This window comes from Cohnella massiliensis (assembly GCF_900169535.1).
In the GTDB taxonomy this organism is placed as follows: Bacteria; Bacillota; Bacilli; order Paenibacillales; family Paenibacillaceae; genus Cohnella; species Cohnella algarum.
Map to the genome: position 1 here is coordinate 486,446 of NZ_LT821257.1, position 19,192 is coordinate 505,637.

18 protein-coding genes are annotated in these 19,192 nt (G+C 59.1%); 5 read left to right on the top strand and 13 right to left on the bottom strand.

From position 1 onward, the window contains the following. Nucleotide 1: 1 nt before the first annotated feature. The 3 genes from B7E11_RS08940 to B7E11_RS08945 are packed head-to-tail and all read right to left on the bottom strand — an operon-like array spanning nt 2 to nt 4,936. On the bottom strand, nt 2-1,852 hold the full coding sequence (locus B7E11_RS08940) for a DUF2194 domain-containing protein (RefSeq protein WP_176220659.1): 1,851 nt from the start codon (nt 1,850-1,852) through the stop codon (nt 2-4). After that, complete coding sequence (locus tag B7E11_RS29475) at nt 1,849-2,760, bottom strand: hypothetical protein (RefSeq protein ID WP_176220660.1); 912 nt, start codon at nt 2,758-2,760, stop codon at nt 1,849-1,851. The genes B7E11_RS08940 and B7E11_RS29475 overlap by 4 nt, the downstream gene beginning before the upstream one ends. Continuing rightward, nucleotides 2,753-4,936, bottom strand: a complete 2,184-nt coding sequence (locus B7E11_RS08945; protein ID WP_080833477.1) for an NAD-dependent epimerase/dehydratase family protein — start codon at nt 4,934-4,936, stop codon at nt 2,753-2,755. Before B7E11_RS08945 ends, B7E11_RS29475 begins: the two co-directional genes overlap by 8 nt. Nucleotides 4,937-5,268: 332 nt before the next feature. Between B7E11_RS08945 and B7E11_RS08950 the strand changes: the two genes are divergently transcribed. Then, entirely contained in the window at nt 5,269-6,294 is a 1,026-nt protein-coding gene (locus B7E11_RS08950) for a hypothetical protein (RefSeq protein WP_080833479.1), read from the top strand. A gap of 109 nt (nt 6,295-6,403) precedes the next feature. On the opposite strand, the gene B7E11_RS08955 is transcribed toward B7E11_RS08950, so the two are convergent. Beyond that, nucleotides 6,404-7,150 (bottom strand): YceI family protein, encoded by a 747-nt coding sequence (locus B7E11_RS08955; protein ID WP_080833481.1) that lies wholly within the window; start codon nt 7,148-7,150, stop codon nt 6,404-6,406. 205 nt (nt 7,151-7,355) lie between these two features. Here B7E11_RS08955 and B7E11_RS08960 point away from each other — a divergent pair, with 205 nt between their 5' ends. The 4 genes from B7E11_RS08960 to B7E11_RS08975 all read left to right on the top strand — a co-directional run bounded on the left by B7E11_RS08960 (nt 7,356) and on the right by B7E11_RS08975 (nt 11,097). Further along, the gene (locus B7E11_RS08960) at nt 7,356-8,039 is read left to right on the top strand and encodes a response regulator transcription factor (RefSeq protein WP_080833483.1); all 684 of its coding nucleotides are present in this window, start codon (nt 7,356-7,358) and stop codon (nt 8,037-8,039) included. Continuing rightward, a complete protein-coding gene (locus tag B7E11_RS08965) occupies nt 8,024-9,499 on the top strand; it encodes a HAMP domain-containing sensor histidine kinase (RefSeq protein ID WP_080833485.1) in 1,476 nt (491 codons plus the stop codon). Before B7E11_RS08960 ends, B7E11_RS08965 begins: the two co-directional genes overlap by 16 nt. A 126-nt stretch (nt 9,500-9,625) precedes the next feature. Continuing rightward, nucleotides 9,626-9,811, top strand: coding sequence for a DUF2524 domain-containing protein (locus B7E11_RS08970; RefSeq protein WP_080833487.1), 186 nt, complete (start codon nt 9,626-9,628; stop codon nt 9,809-9,811). A gap of 236 nt (nt 9,812-10,047) precedes the next feature. Continuing rightward, complete coding sequence (locus B7E11_RS08975) at nt 10,048-11,097, top strand: glycoside hydrolase family 130 protein (RefSeq protein ID WP_080833489.1); 1,050 nt, start codon at nt 10,048-10,050, stop codon at nt 11,095-11,097. Between the two features lie 210 nt (nt 11,098-11,307). Here the strand turns inward: B7E11_RS08975 and tnpC are convergent, their stop codons facing one another. The 9 genes from tnpC to B7E11_RS09020 form a co-directional block, all read right to left on the bottom strand. Next, a complete protein-coding gene (gene tnpC / locus B7E11_RS08980) occupies nt 11,308-12,192 on the bottom strand; it encodes an IS66 family transposase (protein WP_080833491.1) in 885 nt (294 codons plus the stop codon). A gap of 47 nt (nt 12,193-12,239) precedes the next feature. Further along, complete coding sequence (locus B7E11_RS08985) at nt 12,240-12,536, bottom strand: transposase (RefSeq protein WP_080833492.1); 297 nt, start codon at nt 12,534-12,536, stop codon at nt 12,240-12,242. Nucleotides 12,537-12,867: 331 nt separating this feature from the next. Further along, entirely contained in the window at nt 12,868-13,836 is a 969-nt protein-coding gene (locus tag B7E11_RS08990) for a glycoside hydrolase family 43 protein (protein ID WP_080833494.1), read from the bottom strand. A gap of 85 nt (nt 13,837-13,921) precedes the next feature. Then, nucleotides 13,922-14,212, bottom strand: a complete 291-nt coding sequence (locus tag B7E11_RS08995) for a hypothetical protein (protein ID WP_080833496.1) — start codon at nt 14,210-14,212, stop codon at nt 13,922-13,924. Further along, nucleotides 14,209-14,532: a DUF6171 family protein gene (locus tag B7E11_RS09000; protein ID WP_245809661.1), complete on the bottom strand. Its 324-nt coding sequence runs from the start codon at nt 14,530-14,532 to the stop codon at nt 14,209-14,211. Before B7E11_RS09000 ends, B7E11_RS08995 begins: the two co-directional genes overlap by 4 nt. Before the next feature lie 21 nt (nt 14,533-14,553). Then, nucleotides 14,554-16,032 (bottom strand): alpha-N-arabinofuranosidase, encoded by a 1,479-nt coding sequence (locus B7E11_RS09005; RefSeq protein WP_080833498.1) that lies wholly within the window; start codon nt 16,030-16,032, stop codon nt 14,554-14,556. A 24-nt stretch (nt 16,033-16,056) separates the two neighbouring features. Next, on the bottom strand, nt 16,057-16,890 hold the full coding sequence (locus B7E11_RS09010) for a carbohydrate ABC transporter permease (protein ID WP_080833500.1): 834 nt from the start codon (nt 16,888-16,890) through the stop codon (nt 16,057-16,059). A 1-nt stretch (nt 16,891) separates the two neighbouring features. Next, entirely contained in the window at nt 16,892-17,785 is an 894-nt protein-coding gene (locus tag B7E11_RS09015) for a carbohydrate ABC transporter permease (RefSeq protein ID WP_080833502.1), read from the bottom strand. A gap of 73 nt (nt 17,786-17,858) precedes the next feature. Further along, the gene (locus B7E11_RS09020; protein ID WP_080833505.1) at nt 17,859-19,187 is read right to left on the bottom strand and encodes an extracellular solute-binding protein; all 1,329 of its coding nucleotides are present in this window, start codon (nt 19,185-19,187) and stop codon (nt 17,859-17,861) included. Nucleotides 19,188-19,192 lie beyond the last annotated feature (5 nt).

Here is a 19,192-nt window from a genome sequence, read left to right on the forward strand (position 1 = left end):
ATCATTCCAATCCAATGGTAAATTGGGCGCCGGTCGCTTTCACGAGATAGGCGAAATCGCCAATACGCGTTACCTCGGCATGTTTCAGTTCCGTCACCTTTTTGCCGGTGCGAACGACAAAATATAGCTCCCCGCCGGAAAAGCCGTTGATATAGCCTTCGATGCCTTTCTCCGTATGCCGGAAATGCGGGTCGGCGTTCGTTTGGCGGCTCAGCTCGTTCGCCGCCTCCGTCGCGGTAAGCGGGCGAAGCCAATCGTACTGCCCGCCGGCAAACCCGAGAAACGCCGTGAAATCCTCATACAGCTCTTCCCACGTCTTTCCCGGATTGCGGTCGGCGGAAATGACGTCGTCCGGGTGCACGAAGTGCGAAATGACGCCGAGCGCGGCGGCGGCGTTCATTAACGCCCAGCGCTCGAATTCGTCGTTGATGAATCCGGAGGTGACGCGCGGCAGCTCCGCCACGCCGTCCGGCGCGATTTCGAATTCCTGGACGTACGCGTTCCCTTCCAGATCCTCTCCGTAGACCGACGAGATCGCTCGCAGCTCGGGCCACGCCTGGACGAGCGCGTTCCGCCCCTCCGGTCCGAGCACGTTGGATGGAGGCACGTACGCATGCACGCCGTATTCCGGAAAGGCGCCGCGGATAAACGCATAAACGCTGCGGACCGAATCGGCCATGTCGGCCTCCGAAGCCCATGTTTTGTAGCCGAACGCGCGGCTTACGCCCGCATTCATCGTCAGCGATTGGTGATTGTAACCGTGAATGCCGATTTCCCCGCCCTGCTTGAGGATGTCCCGCCCGTACATGATAAGATTGGACAACGAATCTTCGGCATTGTCGTCGAACGGCGGCCGCATCGTCGCCTCGTACGTCTGAATGACGGCGCCCGTGTATTTATAGTCGTACTCGGCGGCCGCGCGGATCATATCCGGCCACCAGATGTCCTTGATGAACCGGGAATACGTCCGCCCGTACTGGTCGCGAAGCGACGCGACGACCGCGGGGTCGGACGGCGGATTGAACGGAGCGGGAAAATCGTCGATATACAGGAGCTTCGCGTTCAAAACCGGATAAACGAAATCGGGCGTCATGAGGCCGATGCCCGCGGCGATGAAGCCGCGGCTCGTTTTTTCCTGCAGCATCGTGCCGTTGAAGACGACGAATTTCCCGAGACCGTAGCTCCGCTCCCACAAAATGGGCACTTTTTCCGACGATTCGGCGCTTACGATCGACTCTTTGTCCAGCCGCACCTGCATCGCCGTATTTTCAATGATCGATCCGCCGAACGTTTGGGCGTCTTCGTTGAGCAAAACGCCCCTGCCCACCGTAATCCCCTTGACGTTCGCCTGATACCCGGCTTCCAGCACGCCGAGCTTCCGGTAGATGCGATAAAACGTGTTGTCCGGCTCCAGCACGGAGGCAAACAGCAGGCTCCCGCCTTCTTCCACATAGGTTTCGAGCCAGGCGTTGTCGGGAATGAGATCCAGCTGCGGAAACGTGACGATCGCCTGCCTGCCGGAAGCGTCCGTCTCCTTGACCGTTTCGACGGGCTTCGTTTCGAACGATTTCTTCATATATCGAAGCGTCCGCTCGACGTTGTCTTTCACCCGTACGCTGTAGTTGTCGGCCGCGTCGAAAATAATCAGGTAACGCGGCTCTCCGAGCCCCTCGATCTCTTCCCGCGACAAGACGGACCCGCCGGAAGCGCCGGAGAGCATGGCGGACGCTTCGTTTTTTCCGCCTATGCGAAGCAGCGCTTCCGATCGGGTCACCTGCAAACCTATGCCCAGCAGCAACACGAAAACGAGAATCATATAAATTTGCTTGCCCAGCTTGAACGATCTCTTCATCCTGCCGCTCCTTGATCCCTTTGATTCGACCAGTAGCGGATCATGCCGAGCGTGGCGTTCGAAATGCGGATACGCGACGCTTTCAACTGCTCCAGCAGCTCGAAAAACGATTCCTTCTGCCTCAGCTCGAAGCAGACGCCAAGCGAGGACAAATACGCCTGTTCGCTGTCGGGGTACGCCTTGCGAAACGCCTCGCAATCCGCGAGAGCCGCCTGCACCTCGCCGAGGCGCATGGCGCATTCGATTTTGTTTTTGAACACCGACTCGTCATGAAGCCCTCCGGCGATAAGCTCGCCGAGCACGCGCGAATAGGTCGAAAGATAGATTTTCTTCGTTCTGGCATCCGCAAATCCGCCCTCGATCATCCGGTGCAGCGCCTGCGCGTATTCGGCGGCAACGTCCAGGTTCCCGCGTTGCCGTTCGTATTCGACGGTAAGCCTCTGGAGGTTGGTTTGCAGCTTCCGCTTTCTTTCCATGACGGCCGATACCGCGTAGTGCGAAGTTTCCGTGTCTTCGTTCTGAATCGCCCGCTCCAGCAGTTCCGAATGACCGTCCGCGTCGTCCTTCAGCATATCGAGCAGCAGGCGGCGCCTCGTCCGGTAATCGTTGACGACCAGCGCCTCCTCGATCGGAACGATGTTCGTCTCTTTGCCGATATCCACCTGCCGGTAGATGCGCTCGCGAATGTCGTTCTCCTTGTCGGTCAGTTCCTTGAAACGGCTCGCGTCCGGCACCGGGACGTTCCTTTTCCGGACGTACCGGGCGAGCGCGGCCAGCGGAACCCCGCCGAACGGCAGCAGCAGCGCCAGGAGAACGGCGGCCGTTTCGTCGCCCTTGCGGCGAACCAAACGATAGACGGCGTAAATGACCGCCAGCGCGTAATAGACGACAAGCCAACGCTCAAACATACGCTTCTTCCTCGCTCATCAGCTTCGTTTCGATGCCTTTGTTCGCCAGCCTGTTCATGACGAAGCCGGCTTCCTCCGAGTTCGAGTTGCTCAGCAAAAGAACAAGGCGGTCGCGGATCAAGCCGAGATAGTCGGAATCCCTGAGCGTCTCGGCGATGCGGTCGGCGACCCGTTTCAAATTGCCGAGATCGGCCTTGACCTCGAGCAGCACGAAGTCGGCGTTATGCAGCCGCTTGGCGGCCGTCTTGCTTTCCAGCACCTGGTTGAACGACGTTTCCTGAAGCACCGGCGTATCGTCCACGTACCGCTCGCTTCGGGTCGCCCCCACAAACTGGAACGCGCGGGCGAGCGAGTCGGAAATCATCTCCACGCTCACCTTGAACAAGTTCTCGAAGCCCAGCGTCAGCCGCTCGAACTCCGTGACGTGAACGGATACGATCGCCACGACCGTGCCGTCGTGAACGATCGGCGCGGCGATGACGGGAGCGCCGCTTTCCAGGGAACGGTTCACGCGCACCGACTTGCCGTCGATCACTTCCGCGTACCACGGATGCTCGGAAAGCCGAATCGTTTTCGGCAGCAAAAACGAGCTGCCGCCCGATTTGACCATCAGACGCAAAAAGTTCGTGCCGTTCACGGAGTAAATCGAAATGCGCCTGGACTCGAGCAAATGCTCGAGCACGTCGACCGACGAGGTGACGATTTGCTCCGGCTCGAGCGTTTCCAGCTTCTTGACGATGCTGTAAATCCGGCCGATGCTGTCCTTGCTGCCGACCAATTGGCGCTGGAGCTCGTCCTTGACCAGCCGGGTATCCTTGTAAACCGCGTTCAGAAAATCGTATCTTTCGCGTTCCGCCTGAAGATCGTTCCGCATTTCCGCCGCTTCTCTCCGGTGCCTGTCCGAAACGAATCCGACAAGCAGGCCGAAAAACAAATAAATCGCCAGCATGAACAGCACTTCGGGGTCGTACAGCAGCGAAACCCAGTCCCGGCCGTTTTGCAAATGTTCGAAGAAATAAAGGCCCGAAGCCAGAACGGCCGAAATGATCGACTGCTTGCTTCCGTAAAGCACGCCGAGCAAAATAATGTAAACGAGCTTAAAATCGACGAGCGTCTGCGCGAGCCAGCCCGGATCGTTTAGCGAGAGCGCCAGCACCGCGCAAAAGGCGAGCGCGTTTTCCGCGTAGGGGCGCACGCGCTTGAACCTGCCGCCCAGGGCGAACTCGCGTTTCGCCCGGGCGGGTCGGGCTTCGGCCTGCCTGGCCCGCTCGGCCTTGAACCATTCGTACGTGCGGCGAAGCCCTTCGTCCAGCGAATACAGCGGCACCCAATCAAGCTGCCTCTTCACCTTCGCGTTGTCGAGGCACGAGCGGTAAATATCGCCTTCCCGGGACGCTTCGTAGCGAACGCCGGAAACGTCGGAGAAGCCCTTCAAGCTTTCGACCAGCTCGTTCAGGCTCGTTTCCCGGCAGCCGGACAAATTGTAAACGCCGGTCAGCTCGCTTTCCGCTCCCCGGTACAGCCCGTCCACGACATCCTCGACGTAAACGAAATCCCGCGTTTGGCCGCCGTCGCCGTAAATGGCGAGCTCCTCTCCCCGAAGCAGCCGCTGCATAAAGATCGAAACGACGCCGCCCTCTCCGGCGATTCCTTGCCTCGGGCCATATACGTTGGCGAATCGGAACACCAGCGTCTGAAGCCCGTAAAGCTCGCGCCATTTCTCGCAGTAATACTCGCCCAATTGTTTGTTGATGCCGTAAGGCGACTGCGGATCGCCCGGCGTCTCCTCCCGCAGCGGCACCTCTTCGTTGTTCCCGTAGACGGCGGCGGAGGAGGCGAAAATAAACTTCTTTACGCCGTGCCTGCGGGAGCATTCCAGCATGTTGACGAGGCCCATAATGTTCGCCTGCGTATCGGACTGAGGGAGATGGATGGACTGGGCAACGTCGACCTGCGCGGCCAGATGCAGGACGACGTCGGGACGGACGCTTTCGAATATTTCGTCGCATTTGCGATCCTCGACGTGAAGCCCGTACCACTTGTGCGGAACGTTCACGTTGCTCCTTTGTCCGGTGGACAAATTGTCGATGATCGTGACGCGATGCCCCTCCTTATGAAACCTTTCCGCGGCAAACGAGCCGATAAACCCGCAGCCTCCGGTAATCAATACGTTCATCCGAATCTCCCCCAATAGCCTGATCTGCAGGGAAACGACCGGTTCCCAAACAGCATGTACATAGCCCTTTTATACTATAATTATTACATTATTTACAAATAATTCTATCCAGCAATTTTACTCCAAATTTCGTTCAAATTCAACATTCCGTCTGGCACATCCAAGATTTTCATGCCGACTTTTGCACCATGATCCGCAATGTACGACAAACCGAATTGGGAATTAAGGCTGAGTTGCAATCCCTCGCGTCCTGGCCTATGATCATTTCATCAACCTAAAAACGAGTAAAAATGCGAGGAATTTTCGCCCGTATTTGCGTAAAGGAGCTTACGATGACACGAAAACGTCCCCTCATTTTTGTCGCCTTGCTGCTTGCCCTGACGATGACGCTGACAAGCGCCGGGGTTCAAGCGAAAAACGAGAACGGCTATCGGCTGCTCATTTATTACGGTATTCCGATCGAAATAAACGAAGCGAACGACGTCCGGAAAGCGGCCGAACAGTTCGCCGAATACGACTATATCGTGCTGGGCGCGGGGCTGGAGGAGAAGAGCCACGGCGATCACGAGTCGACGGCCGAAATCATCGCCGAATTGCGCGCGCTCCGACCGGATGCCGCGGTTTACGGCTATATCGACCTCGGGGTAACGACGGACAACCACAGCATGAGCGTGATCCGCAATAAAACCGACAAATGGAAAGCGATCGGCGCGGACGGCATCTTTTTCGACGACGCGGGCTACGATTACGGCGTGTCGCGCGACCGTCTCAATCAGGCGGTCGACTACGTGCACAAGCAATCGATGAAGGCGTTCCTGAACGCGTGGAAGCCGGACGACATCATGAGCAGCGCCGTGCACGAGAAGTGGAACCCGAAAGGGGAAAAAACGAAGATCGCCGGCGGCGATTTGTACTTGCTGGAAAGCTTTCTGGAGCCGACCGACATTACGCAAGCCGATAGCCCGAGCGCCTTCGGAACGGGATTTCGGAAAAAAATCGACGCCGCCCTCAAATACCGCAAATTGCTCGGCGTCAAGCTGATGAGCGTCAGCACGATCGATTACGCTTCGGTTTCCTCGACGGCCGTCCGCAAATTTTTTCGCATGAACGAGGCGGCGGCCGGCGTATTCTCGCTGGACGGCTACGGCATCGCGCCGACGGAATACAGCACGGGGGACGAGACGCATAACGAAGTGCGGCCGATGCCCTACATTTTGAACTATATGGATTTTTATTCGGCCGAAACGACGTATACGGCCAAATATAACGACGAGGATTTCGCCGCGCGCGGCTTCCGGCTGCATTCGTTGGACGGCGACCATTATTACAACTTTCCGGCGTCGACGGCATACGAATAAAGAGAAGCTCGAACAAAGAAGCCGCTCACGGATTCCGATCGGATCCGCGAGCGGCTTCTTTCGTCTATGGAACGCAAGCCATTCCGCCCGGCTGAACGCGCAAGTTCTTTTACGCCTTATCCAGCACCAGCTCAAGCTGCACGGCGATCTCGTTCTCGGTGTCCAACACGACGTTGTGCGGGTTCTCCATGCCGAAATCGGCGAACGTGACCGTCGTCGTGCCCGACAGAAGCAGCTGCCCTCCCTGGTAAACGGTTTTGCTCGCGAATGCGACTTCCTTCTCGATGCCGCGGACGCTCAGCGTGCCCGTCATGTTGAAGTCGTACGCCGTCCCCTCCGTCCACTCGGCCGGCAAGCCTTCGAACGACGTCGCGGCAAACGTTGCCTCCGGGAACTCTTCGACGTTGAAATAGTCGGCCCCCTTCACGTGACCGTCCCGCTGGCCGTTGCCGGAATCGACGGAAGCCATGTCGATTTGCCCGCTTCCCGCCGTTTGCGACAGGTCGTCCACGTTCAGCGTCCAACTGCCCCCGACGACGTCATTGACAAAGTTGACCGTTTCCCTGGACGTCGTGACGGAAAAGTAAACTTTGGACGCGTCGGTCAAGCTCCATTCCCCGTTCAGCTGCTCTCCGGTCGCGACCGTTCCCGCAGCTGCCGAGGGCGAACCTGACGCTTCCGCCGGGCTTCCGGCGCTTGCCGCCGCGGTCTGCGCGGGCGCGGCGCCCGCCGGAATGACCTGTTCGATTTCGATGTTGTTGCCCAAATAGTCGTTCGTCAGCGCGTAAGCGCCCGTTCCGAGAACGGCAACGGCGGCTACGCCCGCAACGATCCAAATTTTCGCTTTTCTTTGCACTTTAGTTTCCTCCTGTCCTATTCTTTTTTTTAGGGTAAAAACGAGAGTTCGATTCTAGCGTACCAGCCGAATATGTCGGGCGAATGTCAAGCGAAAATAAAGTCCGAATCTCTTAAAAGGCTCTTGCGGCAACGCCTTTCCTATGTAACAGTAACAGTACGAGAACGAAGGATATTCAAGATTCGCAAGGAGTGGAACGGCCGACATGAAGTCGATTTTGGTCGTGGAGGACGAAGAAGCGATCTCGCTCGTTCTGGCCGCCTACTTGAAAAAGGCGGGGTTCCGGGTCACCCGGACCGCGGACGGAAACGAAGCCGTCCGGCTGTTCGAGGCGGGCGATTTTTCACTCGTGCTGCTGGACATTATGCTCCCCGGAATGGACGGATGGGAGCTGCTGAAACTGATTCGGGAAAAAAGCGCCTGCCCGGTCATTATGCTGACCGCCCGCGACCGCATCCAGGATCGGCTCGGCGGGCTGAACGGAGGCGCCGACGACTACATGACCAAGCCGTTCGTGCCGGAGGAGGTCGTCGCCCGCGTCCGCGCCGTGCTGCGCAGGCGGCCGCATTGGACCGACGGGGAGAGCAAGCGCTACTTCGGCAATTTGCTGATCGACTACGCGTCCAGAAGCGTATATTTGAACGCCGCCGAGGTTCCGCTGACCCCCCGCGATTTGTCGCTGCTGCTGTTTTTGGCCGAATCCCCCAACCGCATTTTAACGAGAGAGCAGCTCATCGAACAAGTATGGGGAATGGATTACGACGGAAGCGACCGGGCGGTCGACCTGTCGATCAAACGGCTGCGCCAATCGCTGTCGCACTGGTCGGCCGATGCCGGCGAAATCCGCACGCTGAGAGGAACGGGGTATCAATTTTGGATCGGAGAATGAAACCGAAAAAGCTGACGTCGATGCTCTCCTACTGGACGATCCGGTACATCGTCATTTTGTTCGCCGGCTTTACCGTCATCGCGCTCTGCTCCTTGTACTGGATGCGGGAAACGACGACGGACAGCCGGCTCAAGACGGCGGGACTGCTTGGCCAGGAAGTCGCCGACCGGGTCGTCTCCGCGGACGGGGAGCTCGCCATTCCGCCGCACATGGACAAACTGCTGGACAGCCGGCTCCGCTATTTCAATTTCAAGGGCGAGCTGTGCCTGTTCGTTACCGATAAAGACGGCAACCTGCTTTATTCCAAGCCGGAAACCAGCGAGCAGGACATGAAAAAAAGGATGACCTCCGATTTGAAAGACTCGAAGGAGCCCGGGACGAAGGCGGTCACGACGCCGATCCCCGGGGGCGGGGAGGAAGAAATCGGCCAGGTGACGCTGCTGATGAACAAAAAATCCCTCGGCGCCAGCCCCAACGAACTGGCGCTCGTCGCCGTGCTGCTGGCGACCCTGATCCTCTCGGGGTGGCTTACGATCTACCTGCTGTCGCGCAAGCTGTCCTTGCCGATCCGGCGCGTCGCGGAAGGCGCCCGGCTCATTCGCGGCGGCCAGTATGACGTTCGCCTGGAAGTGGAGACGAAAGAACGGGAAATTCACGAGCTCGTCGATTCCTTCAAGGACATGGCCGGCCGTTTGAAGCAGCTCGAAGAATGGCGGGCGCTTTCGCTCGCCGGCGTGACGCATGAGCTGAAAACGCCCGTTACCTCGATCAAAGGGCTGCTGATGGCGGTGCGGGACGAGGTCGTCTCGCCGGAGGAGGGAAAGGAGTTTCTCGATATCGCCCTGCGGGAATCGGGACGACTCGAGCGGATGGTCGCCGACCTGCTCGACTATAACGCCTTGTCCGCCGGAAGCGTCGAGGTGGCCAGCGAGCGGCTCGACCTGCGCGCGCTCCTGTCGGAAATCATCTACCAATGGGAACTGACGCATAAGCGGCAAAATGCGGCGATCGCGGCGGATTGGCCCGACGCTCCCGTTTACGCCGCCGGCGACGCGCTCCGCATCCAGCAAATTTTGACCAATTTGCTGAATAATGCGCTGCAAGCCGCAAGTCCGGAGCGTCCTTTGCAAATCCGGATCCGGTTGGCCGAAACGGAAAACCGCGCCCTCGTCGAGGTCGCGGACAACGGCACCGGCATCGCCCCCGAGGATCGGCCGCATATATTCGAACGGTTTTACCGGGGAACCCGGAAAAAGCTGCAAACGCGCGGCCTCGGTCTCGGGCTGACGTACAGCCAGCTGCTGGCGCGGGCTCAAGGCGGGGAATTGGCGCTGACGGACAGTTCGCCGGAAGGCTCGGTGTTCGCGCTTACGCTCCCGGCGCTTCGCGCGGACCAGGGCGGGAAGTCAAACTCCGCGCGTTTCGCGGACTTGGGCGGCGCGTCAAACTTCGCGCGTTAATCTGCTTCTATCCGTGCGAGCCCGTGCGACCCTGTGCGATCGAACCGATCTTGGCTGCGCGCTGTATAGCCGCAAATTTTTCCACAAATAATAAACCGCGACTCCAAGCGAAAGGAAGTTGTCCCCTTGCTCGATCAATTGGAAAGCGACTACGACTGCTCCCGCGCAGGCGAGGATTTGCACCGCCTCCGGCAGGAGCTGGAACGGGTCGATGCGGCGAACGCCGGCGACGCCTCGCCCGAAACGGCGGAGGAGCGGAACCGGCTTGAAAACCAGATCCGGTTTATTCAAAACAAGTGCGACATCCGCTAAGGCGGCGCACGGCATAGAAGCACGGCATACAAGGCAAGGCGGTCCCGAATGCCCGTTTCGGCGGCCGCCTTTTGGCATAGTCGGAATCGCGCGCTGAATTGGAGTCGGCCGGACACGCGTTATGTACATGGTTTCGGGTCGTTACCGATGGCGCGCCTTGCGGATCGGACCGGTCATTTCGGACGGCTTTCGGGGAATAAACTTATAATCAATCCATATTGAAATGAGGGATTTCCGTGGCTATCCTACGCTGCGACCGCAACCCCGTCGTCAAACCATCCGACGTCCCGCCATCCAGGCCCGACTTCCAGGTCGTGGGCGCGTTTAATGCTGGCGTCGCCTCGCATGGCGGCGAAACGATTTTGCTGCTTCGCGTAGCGGAAGCCCCGATCTCCGGCGGCCAAAACGGCGAAGTGCTCGTTCCGCTGCTGAACGAGCGGGGCGACGATATCGCGATCGAGCGCTTTGACGCCGGCGACACCCGCTACGACTTCTCCGACTCCCGTGTCGTCTTCGAAAACGGCATCGTCGCCGCGCTCACCTCGCTCTCCCATTTTCGCGTCGCGCGCAGCAAGGACGGCGTTCATTTTACCGTGGACCGCGAACCAGCGCTGTTTCCCCGCTTCCCGTCCGAAGCCTGGGGAATCGAGGACCCGCGCATCACGCAAATCGGCGACGTCTATTACATCGCCTACAGCTCGGTATCGCCGCGCGGCGTCGCGGTCGGTCTGGCGGAAACGCGGGATTTCCGCGCGTTCAAGCGGCGCGGGCTGATGCTGCCGCCCGAAAACAAGGACGTCGCGTTGTTCCCGGAAAAAATAAACGGAAAATACGTCGCGCTGCACCGTCCCGTTCCCCGTTCGTTCGGAGCGCCCGAAATGTGGATCGCCGAATCGCCGGATCTGGCGCATTGGGGAAATCACCGCTTTTTGATGGGACTTAGCGATAACGGCTGGGATTCGGCCCGTATGGGCGGCGGCGCGGTTCCGATCCGCACGCAACGCGGCTGGCTCGTTTTATATCACGGAGCCAGCGCCGATTATCGCTATTGCATGGGCGCCGCCCTGCTCGACCTGGAAGACCCGGGCGTCGTGCTCGCCCGTTCGAACCGTCCCTTCCTCGAGCCGGAAGCCGATTACGAGGTCGACGGCTTTTTCGGCGGCGTCGTGTTTTCGTGCGGAGCCTTGACCGTCGGAGATACGGTTCGCATGTATTACGGAGCCGCGGACGAAGCCATGGCGATGGCCGACATTCTGCTGAAGGATATATTCGACACGTTGGATTGAGGTAGAGGAGCCGGTCATCGACATAGCCCTCCGCCGTGCCCTCCGCCGCCTTGAGCCTCTGATTTTTCTCCGCACCCACATCCATATCCATATCCCCATATAGCCGGTCGAGATGGGTAATGGTGACTCAACTGCGCGCGGTTCTAGGTGAACGGTAAGCGTCAAATAGCCCCCACCTAGCGGCGGGAGCTCAGTTCGACTAATCTGTAGTTACTTTTTACTTAATCGGCACTCAGCCGGTAGCTCGTGCGACCATGGCATGAAGGGTTCGAGCGCGTCGGCATCGAGCGGTCCAGAGATTTGCGGCAACTGCTCGAAGAGGTACTTTAAGTAGTTGAACGGGTGCAGACCATTCTCCTTGGCCGATTCGATCACGCTGTAGATTACCGCGCTAGCCTTCGCGCCGCGAGGCGTGTTGGCGAACAGCCAGTTTTTGCGCCCGATCACGAACGGTTTGATCGACCGCTCGCTCCGATTGTTGTCGAGCTCCAGCCGCCCATCTGACAGGAACGCAGTAAGCTTATCCCACTGATTCAAGCTGTAGGCGATCGCTTGACCGGACAGGCTCTTCGGCAAGGTTTTGGACCGTTGCTCCTTCAGCCATCCATGATAGGCGTTAAGCACCGGCAGGCTTTGCTCCTGCCTCTTCGCCTGTCGCTCTTCAGCGGAGACTTCGGCAAGGTCCCGTTCAATCGCATACAGCTGGTTACAGTAAGCCAGGCCCTGTCCTGCAACGGTTCCCAGCTTCCTCATCTCCGGCGGCCCTGCCTTCAGCGCCTCGTCGTACTTGCGCCGGGCATGTGCCCAACAACCGACGAGCTTCACGTCTGCCACCTTGTGGTACCCANATTTACGAGATACGCAGGAACGCAGGTTTAACTCCCGCATGTAGTTGCTTACCGTTCGCTCGGTTATTTGAAAGCCCTCTTCATGCAACAAGTGCGTGATCTTCGGGCTCCCGTACCGTTCTTTGTTGTCGTAGAAATGATACGTGATGCGCTCCATCACCTTCTCCTTCAGAAGGGCTTGGTTGCTTGGCTGCGCATCCTTCCAGTTGTAATAACCGCTCCGAGAAACACCGAGTACCGCGCACATCTTCTCCACAGGAAAGTCGGAGCGATGATCTTCAATGAATTGAAATCTTACTTTCTTGGGCTGCTGAAGATGTGCACTGCTTTTTTTATGATTTCAAGCTCCTGTTCGAGGTCTGCAACCTGCTTGTCTTTCTCGCGGAGAAGCCATTCCAGCTCACGAATCCGATCTGCGCTGTTAACGGGCTCGACCTCAAACTGACGATACTTTGCTACCCACCCGTATAACGTCTTTTCCGGAATATCCAATTCCTGCGCAATCTGTACGACCGTCTTCGTTTGTTCCTGGATGTACCTTACCGTTCTTTGTTTGAACTCCTCGTTGTAATGCACCCGTTGTCCACCCATGTGAACACCTCCCGTTAATCTTATTATTGGGTTTATCTTAACGAGTGTCCATCTTTTATTCTAGCTGCATGGTTACTCAACCGGGCGCGGTTCCAGGCTCGCGGTCGGCCGAGTTGGGTAATTTACTCAATTCGGCCGATGCGCATGGCGGGCGGAAGCCGAGTCGCCAAGGCTCCACCGGAACTCCGGAGGGCCAAGACGATTTCCGAGAAAGGCTTCTCGATCCTTCTCCCTATCGCTTAGGCAGGCCCTGCCGCGCGCAGGTCCGGGCGCTCGGCGGTGGCGATGCAATAGAATGCCGGTCGGCAAAGCCTGCATGCCAACGCCCGCATTACCCAACGGCGCCGCCGTCCTTGACCGGCACGCCGAAGTTCGGCGTGCCGTCCGCGTTCCAGCCGAACGGCTGCACGCGGGTGTGGCGGTTCGGGTCGTACAGCGGGTCGCCTTCGATCTCCTTGTAGCCGCGGGCGTGATAGACGAGCAGGTCCCGGCCGTCCTCGGAGACGGTGAAGCTGTTGTGACCGGGGCCGTACTGACCGTTTTCCTCGCTCGACGCGAAAACCGGCTCCGGCGACTTCGTCCAGGAGCGCGGATCGAGCAGATCGGCGGACGCGTCCGCGGCCAGCAGCCCCATGCAATAGTTGCGATCGGTCGCGCTCGCCGAATACGAGATGAAGATTCGGCCGTTCCGCTTCAGGACGGCGGGGCCTTCGTTGACCCGGAAGCCGACTTTTTCCCACGGGTATTCGGGCTTCGTCAGCATCGTCTGCTTGCCCGACAGCGTCCACGGATTGCTCATTTTCGAAATGTACAAGTTCGAGTTGCCCGGAATGTCCGGGTCCTTCTGCGCCCATACGTAGTATCGTTCGCCTCGGTGCTCGAAAACGGTCGCGTCCAGGCTGAACGATTCCCATTTTGTGCGGATTTGCCCTTTTTCCGTCCATGTCCCCTCGAGCGGGTCGGCGGACTCGTTTTCCAGCGCGTACATCCGATGGTCGAACAGGCCGTCCCGCGTTTCGGACGTGCGCGCGGCGGCAAAATAAATGTACCACTTGCCGTCCAGATAGTGAATTTCGGGCGCCCATATATTCGCGCTAAGCGGCCCCGACTCGTATTTCCTCCACACCGTCGCCGGTTCGGAGCGGCCGAGCCCCTGAATCGTCCGCGAGCGGCGCACCTCGATCCGGTCGTATTCGGGCACCGAAGCGGTAAAGTAGTAATATCCGTCCGCATGCCTGTAAATCCAGGGATCGGCCCGTCTCTCCACGACAGGGTTCGCATACCGGGTGCTCTCGTTCATCCGTTGATCTCCTTTCGGTTCCGGCCGTTCCCATCCTTCGTGCCGTAAATGATGAATGCCGAAAACCATTCATGCCGCAAATCTTTCATGACCAAACGCCTGCTTTATGCCCGGCCGCCTCTATCCATCCCATCGCCTTTCTCTGCCCGACGGCCTTCATCCGTCCCATCGCCCTTCTCTGCCCGGCGGCCTTCATCCATCCCATCGCCCTTCTCTGCCCGATGGCCTTCATCCGTCCCATCGCCCTTCTCTGCCCGGCGGCCTTCATCCATCCCATCGCCCTTCTCTGCCCGATGGCCTTCATCCGTCCCATCGCCCTTCTCTGCCCGGCGGCCTTCCTCCATCCCATCGCCCTTCTCTGCCCGACGGCCTTCATCCGTCCCCATCGCCCGCCTCTGCCCGGCGACCTGCATCCGTCCGGCCGCCTTCTTCGCTTCGCCAGCGGGAAGCGCCCGGATGCGGGCAAGCCGAACCCCGCAGCCTCGCCCGAACGTCGACCAGACAGCCGCAGTACCGGCAGGTCGTGCCGTATTGCAGGCCGGAGCAAGCCCGGCAAGCCGCAAGCCGCCGGGCGGCTTCCGCCTCCGCCGCCGCTTCCCTCCCTTGCAGGGCGACCGCGATCAGCCGCTCGAGCTTGTCGGGCGACACCCGGACGCTGTCCGCGCAGCCCTTGCACCCGTCGCGCCGATGCGCCAAGCGCATCGCCTCCATCGCGCCCTATTCCAGCGACAGCACGGCGACCGACGCCGGCGGCAGCGCGAACCGGAGCGTGCCGCCCTCGAGCGCCGCTCCATCGAACGGAACCGGGGCCACCGCATCCGGCCGCTCGAACGTATTGCAGGCGTTCAAAGCCGAATGCGTCAGCAAGCGGCCGCTCGCCCCGGACGCCTCGATTCCGTCCACGCGGCATTCGAAGGACGCGCTCTCCGCGTGGTGCAGGTTGCAAACGGCGAGATGAACGACGCCTCGCGAGTCCGCCGCCGCCGATACGCTGAGCTGCGGAATCGAATCGCCATCATGGACGTACGGCGGGCTTTCGAACTCGACGTCCAGCAGCTCCGCGTCCTGGAATACCTTGTACATGTCGAAGACATGGTACGTCGGCGTCAGCAGCATTTTGTCCCCTTCGGTCAGCACCATCGCCTGCAGAACGTTCACCATCTGGGCGATGTTCGCCATTTTCACGCGTCTGGCGTAACGGTGGAACAGGTTCAGGTTGACGCCCGCGACCAGCGCGTCGCGCAGCGTGTTCTGCTGGTACAGAAACCCCGGATTCGTGCCGGGCTCGACATCGTACCACGTCCCCCACTCGTCGACGATGAGGCCGACCCGGCCCTCCGGATCGTACCGGTCCATGATTTCGGAGTGCTTGACGATCAGCTCTTCCATGCGAAGCGTTTGCTTCAGCGTCCGGAACCACTCCGACGCCCCGAATTCCGTCGCGGAGCCTTTGGCGCCCCATTCGCCCGTCGGCACCGTATAATAATGCAGGCTCAGCCCGTCCATGTGCCGTCCGGCCTCCCGCATGAGCGTCTCCGTCCAGGCGTAATCGTCGGAATTGGCGCCGCAGGCGATTTTATACACGTTGTTGTCTCCGTAATTGCGGACATACGTCTGGTAATGGCGGTACAGATCCGCGTAATATTCCGGCCGCATGTTGCCGCCGCAGCCCCAGTTCTCGTTGCCGACGCCGAAAAACGGCAGCTTCCACGGCTTCTCCCGCCCGTTCCGCTTCCGCATGCTTGCCATCGGCGACTCCCCGTCGAACGTCATGTATTCGACCCATTGCTGCATTTCCCGGACGGTGCCGCTGCCGACGTTGCCGCTGATATAAGCATCCGTGCCGAGCAGCTCGCACAGCCGCATGAATTCGTGCGTGCCGAAATGGTTGTTCTCCTCGACGCCGCCCCAGTGCGTGTTGACCATCCGCGCCCGTTCGGCTTTGGCGCCGATGCCGTCCATCCAGTGGTACTCGTCGGCAAAGCAGCCCCCGGGCCAGCGGAGCACGGGGATCCGCAGCTTCTTCAGCGCCTCCAGCACGTCGTTGCGGATGCCGTCCGTATTCGGAATCGGCGACTCCTCGCCGACCCAAAGCCCTTCGTAGACGCACCGGCCGAGGTGTTCGGCGAACTGCCCGTAAATGTGCCGGCTGATCGTTCCTTTTCGGTCTTTCGCATTCAGTCGCATCGTCGTCATGTTTCGAATCCTCCCTCGATCTCGTCAACCTTTGACGGCTCCGGCCGTCATCCCGTCGATAAAATATTTCTGGAACGCCAAAAACAAAAGGAAAATCGGCAATATCGAAAAAAACGAACCGACGATCAGCAAGTCGTAATTGTTGCCGTACGGCGTCAGCAGCGTCTTAAGGCCGATCGGCAGTGTATACTTGTTGGCGTCGCTCAGCACCATGAACGGCCAGAGCAAATTGTTCCAGCTGTTCATGCCGTTCAATATGCCCATCGCCGCGAACGCCGGCTTCATGATCGGCAGGACGAGGCGGACGAAAATGCCGTACTCGTTCGCGCCGTCGACGCGGCCCGCCGTGATGATCTCGCCCGGGATGCCGCGCAAGTACTGGCGAAAGAAAAAGATCGTCGACGCGTTCGCGATGCCCGGCAGTACGATGGCGGAATACGTGTTCATGAGGCCGAGATCGAACGTCATTTTATACAAGGGCAAAAGCAGAATCTCGAACGGCACCATCATGATCAGCAAAACGCAGATGAACAAGAAGTTCTTCCCCTTGAACTCGTAGGCCGCGAAGCCGTACGAAACGACCGCGCTGACGAGCAGCGTCAACGCCACCTGAACGACCGTGAGCAGCAGGGAATTGAAAAACCACGTGAAGTACGCATGGTCCCCGCCGAACAGAAAGGCGAAGTTGTCGAAGCTCATGACCGACAGGTCGAAGCTCAGGTTCAGCCCGTTGCGGATCAATTCCGCTCCCGGCTTGAAGGAGCCGAGGGCGATCGCGTAAAACGGGATAAGCACCAGGACGCCAACGGCGGCAAAAAGGATCAAGAGGACGATTTGGATCGAGAACGCTTTTTTCATCTTAATCCTCCTTTTTGAACATGCCGGTGAAGGCCAATTGCGTCAGGTTAATCGCCATGGCGACGACCAGCAGCACGATGCCGACCGCCGCGGCGTAGCCGAGATCGTTTTTCTCGATCCCTTGCCGGTACAGGTAGCCGACGATCGTCAGCCCGATGTTTTTCGGGGAATTGTTGCCGTTCCACAGCATCATGCTTTCGATGAACATCGCGAGTCCGGCGTAAATGCTGATCGTCACGACGTAGATCGTCGTCGGCTTCAACAGCGGAACGGTGATCCGGGCGAACTTCTGCCAGGCCGAAGCTCCGTCGATCGAGGCGGCTTCGTAATACTCGTCCGGGATATTTTTGAGTCCGGACAAATAGTAAAGCATGTTGACGCCGAGCCATCGCCACGTCGCCAGTGCCAGAAGCGCTACGAAACCGGTCGTCTGGCCCTTCAGAAATTTGACCGGCTCGACGCCGAACAGCCCGAGGAAGCTGTTGATGAGCGAGCCCTCCATTTCGCCGAACATCAGCCGGAAAATCGTGCCCGCGACGACGACGCTCGTCAGCGCCGGCAGGAAAAGGGCCGATTTGAAAAACTCCCGGCCCCGCATGAACCGGTTGTTGATCAGCACGGCAAACAGCATCGGGATCGGCACGAGAATGGCGATCGTCAGCACCATGTAGACGACGCTGTTCGTCACGGCTTTCAGGAACACCGTGTCCCCCATCAGCTTCGCGTAGTTGGCGAAGCCGACCCACTGCGCCTCCTGCCCGAGCATCGTTTTCTGAAAGCTCATCTGGACCGAGCTGCCGAGCGGATACAGCCAGAAGACGAGGAAGACGAGAACGAACGGCAGCACGAACACGTAGGGAGCAACCTTCTGCGAGTACAGAAAACGCTTGACCATCTGCACGCCTCCTTTGCCAAAATAAAGCTACCCCGGCCGGTACAAGCCGAAGGTAGCCCGCGCGCCATACCCGTTATTGCAGCTGCTGCTCGATTTGCTGCTGCGCGTCGTTCAGCGCTTCCGTCACGTCCCTGCCGTCCTCGAAAATCTCGTTCAGCGTCACCGTCCCCAGCACGTTGTTGATCGTCGGGGAAGCCGCGGTCGACTTGATGAGCCGGATTTCGTCCTTGATTTCGTTCAATACGTCGAACGGGTTGTTGACGAAATATTGCACGAACTGATTCTCCGGATTGTGGGTGACGTCCTTCATGTCCCACACGTCCATGTTGACCGGGTCGAAGCCGAGCGTGTTCCAGATTTCGATGTTGGCGTCCAGCGACAGCTTCGCGAACGCGAGGAAATCCTTCGCCAGTTGAACGTCCTTGGCCGTCTTCGTTACGACCGTCCCGGTGCCCCCGCCGCCGTACGATCTCGGCATGCCTTCTTCCATGACCGGCATCGGCGCGATCGCGATTTTGCCGGACAGGTCAGCCATGTAATTCGTAAACCGGGACATGAACCAAAGCGGCATCATGGCGCTGGCGTAATTGCCCGAGTTGAATTCGCCGTACGCCTCTTCCGTATCGGGCTGCCCGCCGGCGATCGTGGCGATCACGTTGTTGTCCTGCAAATCCCGAAGCAGGGTCAGCGCTTTGACCATCGCTTCCGAGTCAACGGCCGGGTTGCCGCTGTCGTCGGTGAAATCCGCCCCCTGCTGCGAGAGCAGCATCGACTCCTGCCACATCGCGCTCGTGTCGGCGGTTCCCATGTATTTGCCAGTTTTCTCGTACAGCTGGATGCCGGCCTGCTTGTAATCGTCCCACGTTTTGATCGTCGCGTAGTCGATGCCCGCCGCTTCGAGAATTTCCGTATTGTAAAAGGCGACGCTGGCGCCGACGTGAGTCGGAACGCCGTAGTTTTGGCCATCCTTGCTGTAAAGGTCGATTCGCGACTCGACGGTGGTATACCGATAAGGATCGATGACGTCGTTCAGCGGCTCCAATTGCGGCGTGCCGGCCAGAAAATCCGGGAATTTTCCGACCTCGATATCCGCGATGTCCGGCGCTCCCTTGCCCGTCTGCACGGCGATGGACAGCTTGTTGTGCATGTCGTCGTACGGCATGACCGTCACGTTAAGCTTGATTTGCCGGTCCGGGTTTTGCTCGTTCCACTTTTGCAGCATTTTTTCGAAATGTTGGCCATGCAGCTCGACGAACGTCCAATACGAAAGCTCCGTCGCGCTCTCGCCCGCTCCCCCATCCAGCACCGTCTGCTCTCCGCCGCCGGACGACGAGGAGCCTCCGCATCCCCAAAGAAACACCGCCATCGAAAGCACCGTCAACCCGATCAACCATCTTTTCATTTTGG

Excerpts from the sequence above, each read along its gene's own strand:
- B7E11_RS09020 (WP_080833505.1), bottom strand. The coding sequence starts at position 19,187 with ATGAAAAGATGGTTGATCGGGTTGACGGTGCTTTCGATGGCGGTGTTT.
- B7E11_RS09005 (WP_080833498.1), bottom strand. The coding sequence starts at position 16,032 with ATGACGACGATGCGACTGAATGCGAAAGACCGAAAAGGAACGATCAGC.
- B7E11_RS08940 (WP_176220659.1), bottom strand. The coding sequence starts at position 1,852 with ATGAAGAGATCGTTCAAGCTGGGCAAGCAAATTTATATGATTCTCGTT.
- B7E11_RS08985 (WP_080833492.1), bottom strand. The coding sequence starts at position 12,536 with ATGGGTGGACAACGGGTGCATTACAACGAGGAGTTCAAACAAAGAACG.
- B7E11_RS08950 (WP_080833479.1), top strand. The coding sequence starts at position 5,269 with ATGACACGAAAACGTCCCCTCATTTTTGTCGCCTTGCTGCTTGCCCTG.
- B7E11_RS09015 (WP_080833502.1), bottom strand. The coding sequence starts at position 17,785 with ATGGTCAAGCGTTTTCTGTACTCGCAGAAGGTTGCTCCCTACGTGTTC.
- B7E11_RS08945 (WP_080833477.1), bottom strand. The coding sequence starts at position 4,936 with ATGAACGTATTGATTACCGGAGGCTGCGGGTTTATCGGCTCGTTTGCC.
- B7E11_RS08995 (WP_080833496.1), bottom strand. The coding sequence starts at position 14,212 with ATGAAGGCCGTCGGGCAGAGAAGGGCGATGGGATGGAGGAAGGCCGCC.
- B7E11_RS09010 (WP_080833500.1), bottom strand. The coding sequence starts at position 16,890 with ATGAAAAAAGCGTTCTCGATCCAAATCGTCCTCTTGATCCTTTTTGCC.
- B7E11_RS08960 (WP_080833483.1), top strand. The coding sequence starts at position 7,356 with ATGAAGTCGATTTTGGTCGTGGAGGACGAAGAAGCGATCTCGCTCGTT.
- B7E11_RS29475 (WP_176220660.1), bottom strand. The coding sequence starts at position 2,760 with ATGTTTGAGCGTTGGCTTGTCGTCTATTACGCGCTGGCGGTCATTTAC.
- B7E11_RS08990 (WP_080833494.1), bottom strand. The coding sequence starts at position 13,836 with ATGAACGAGAGCACCCGGTATGCGAACCCTGTCGTGGAGAGACGGGCC.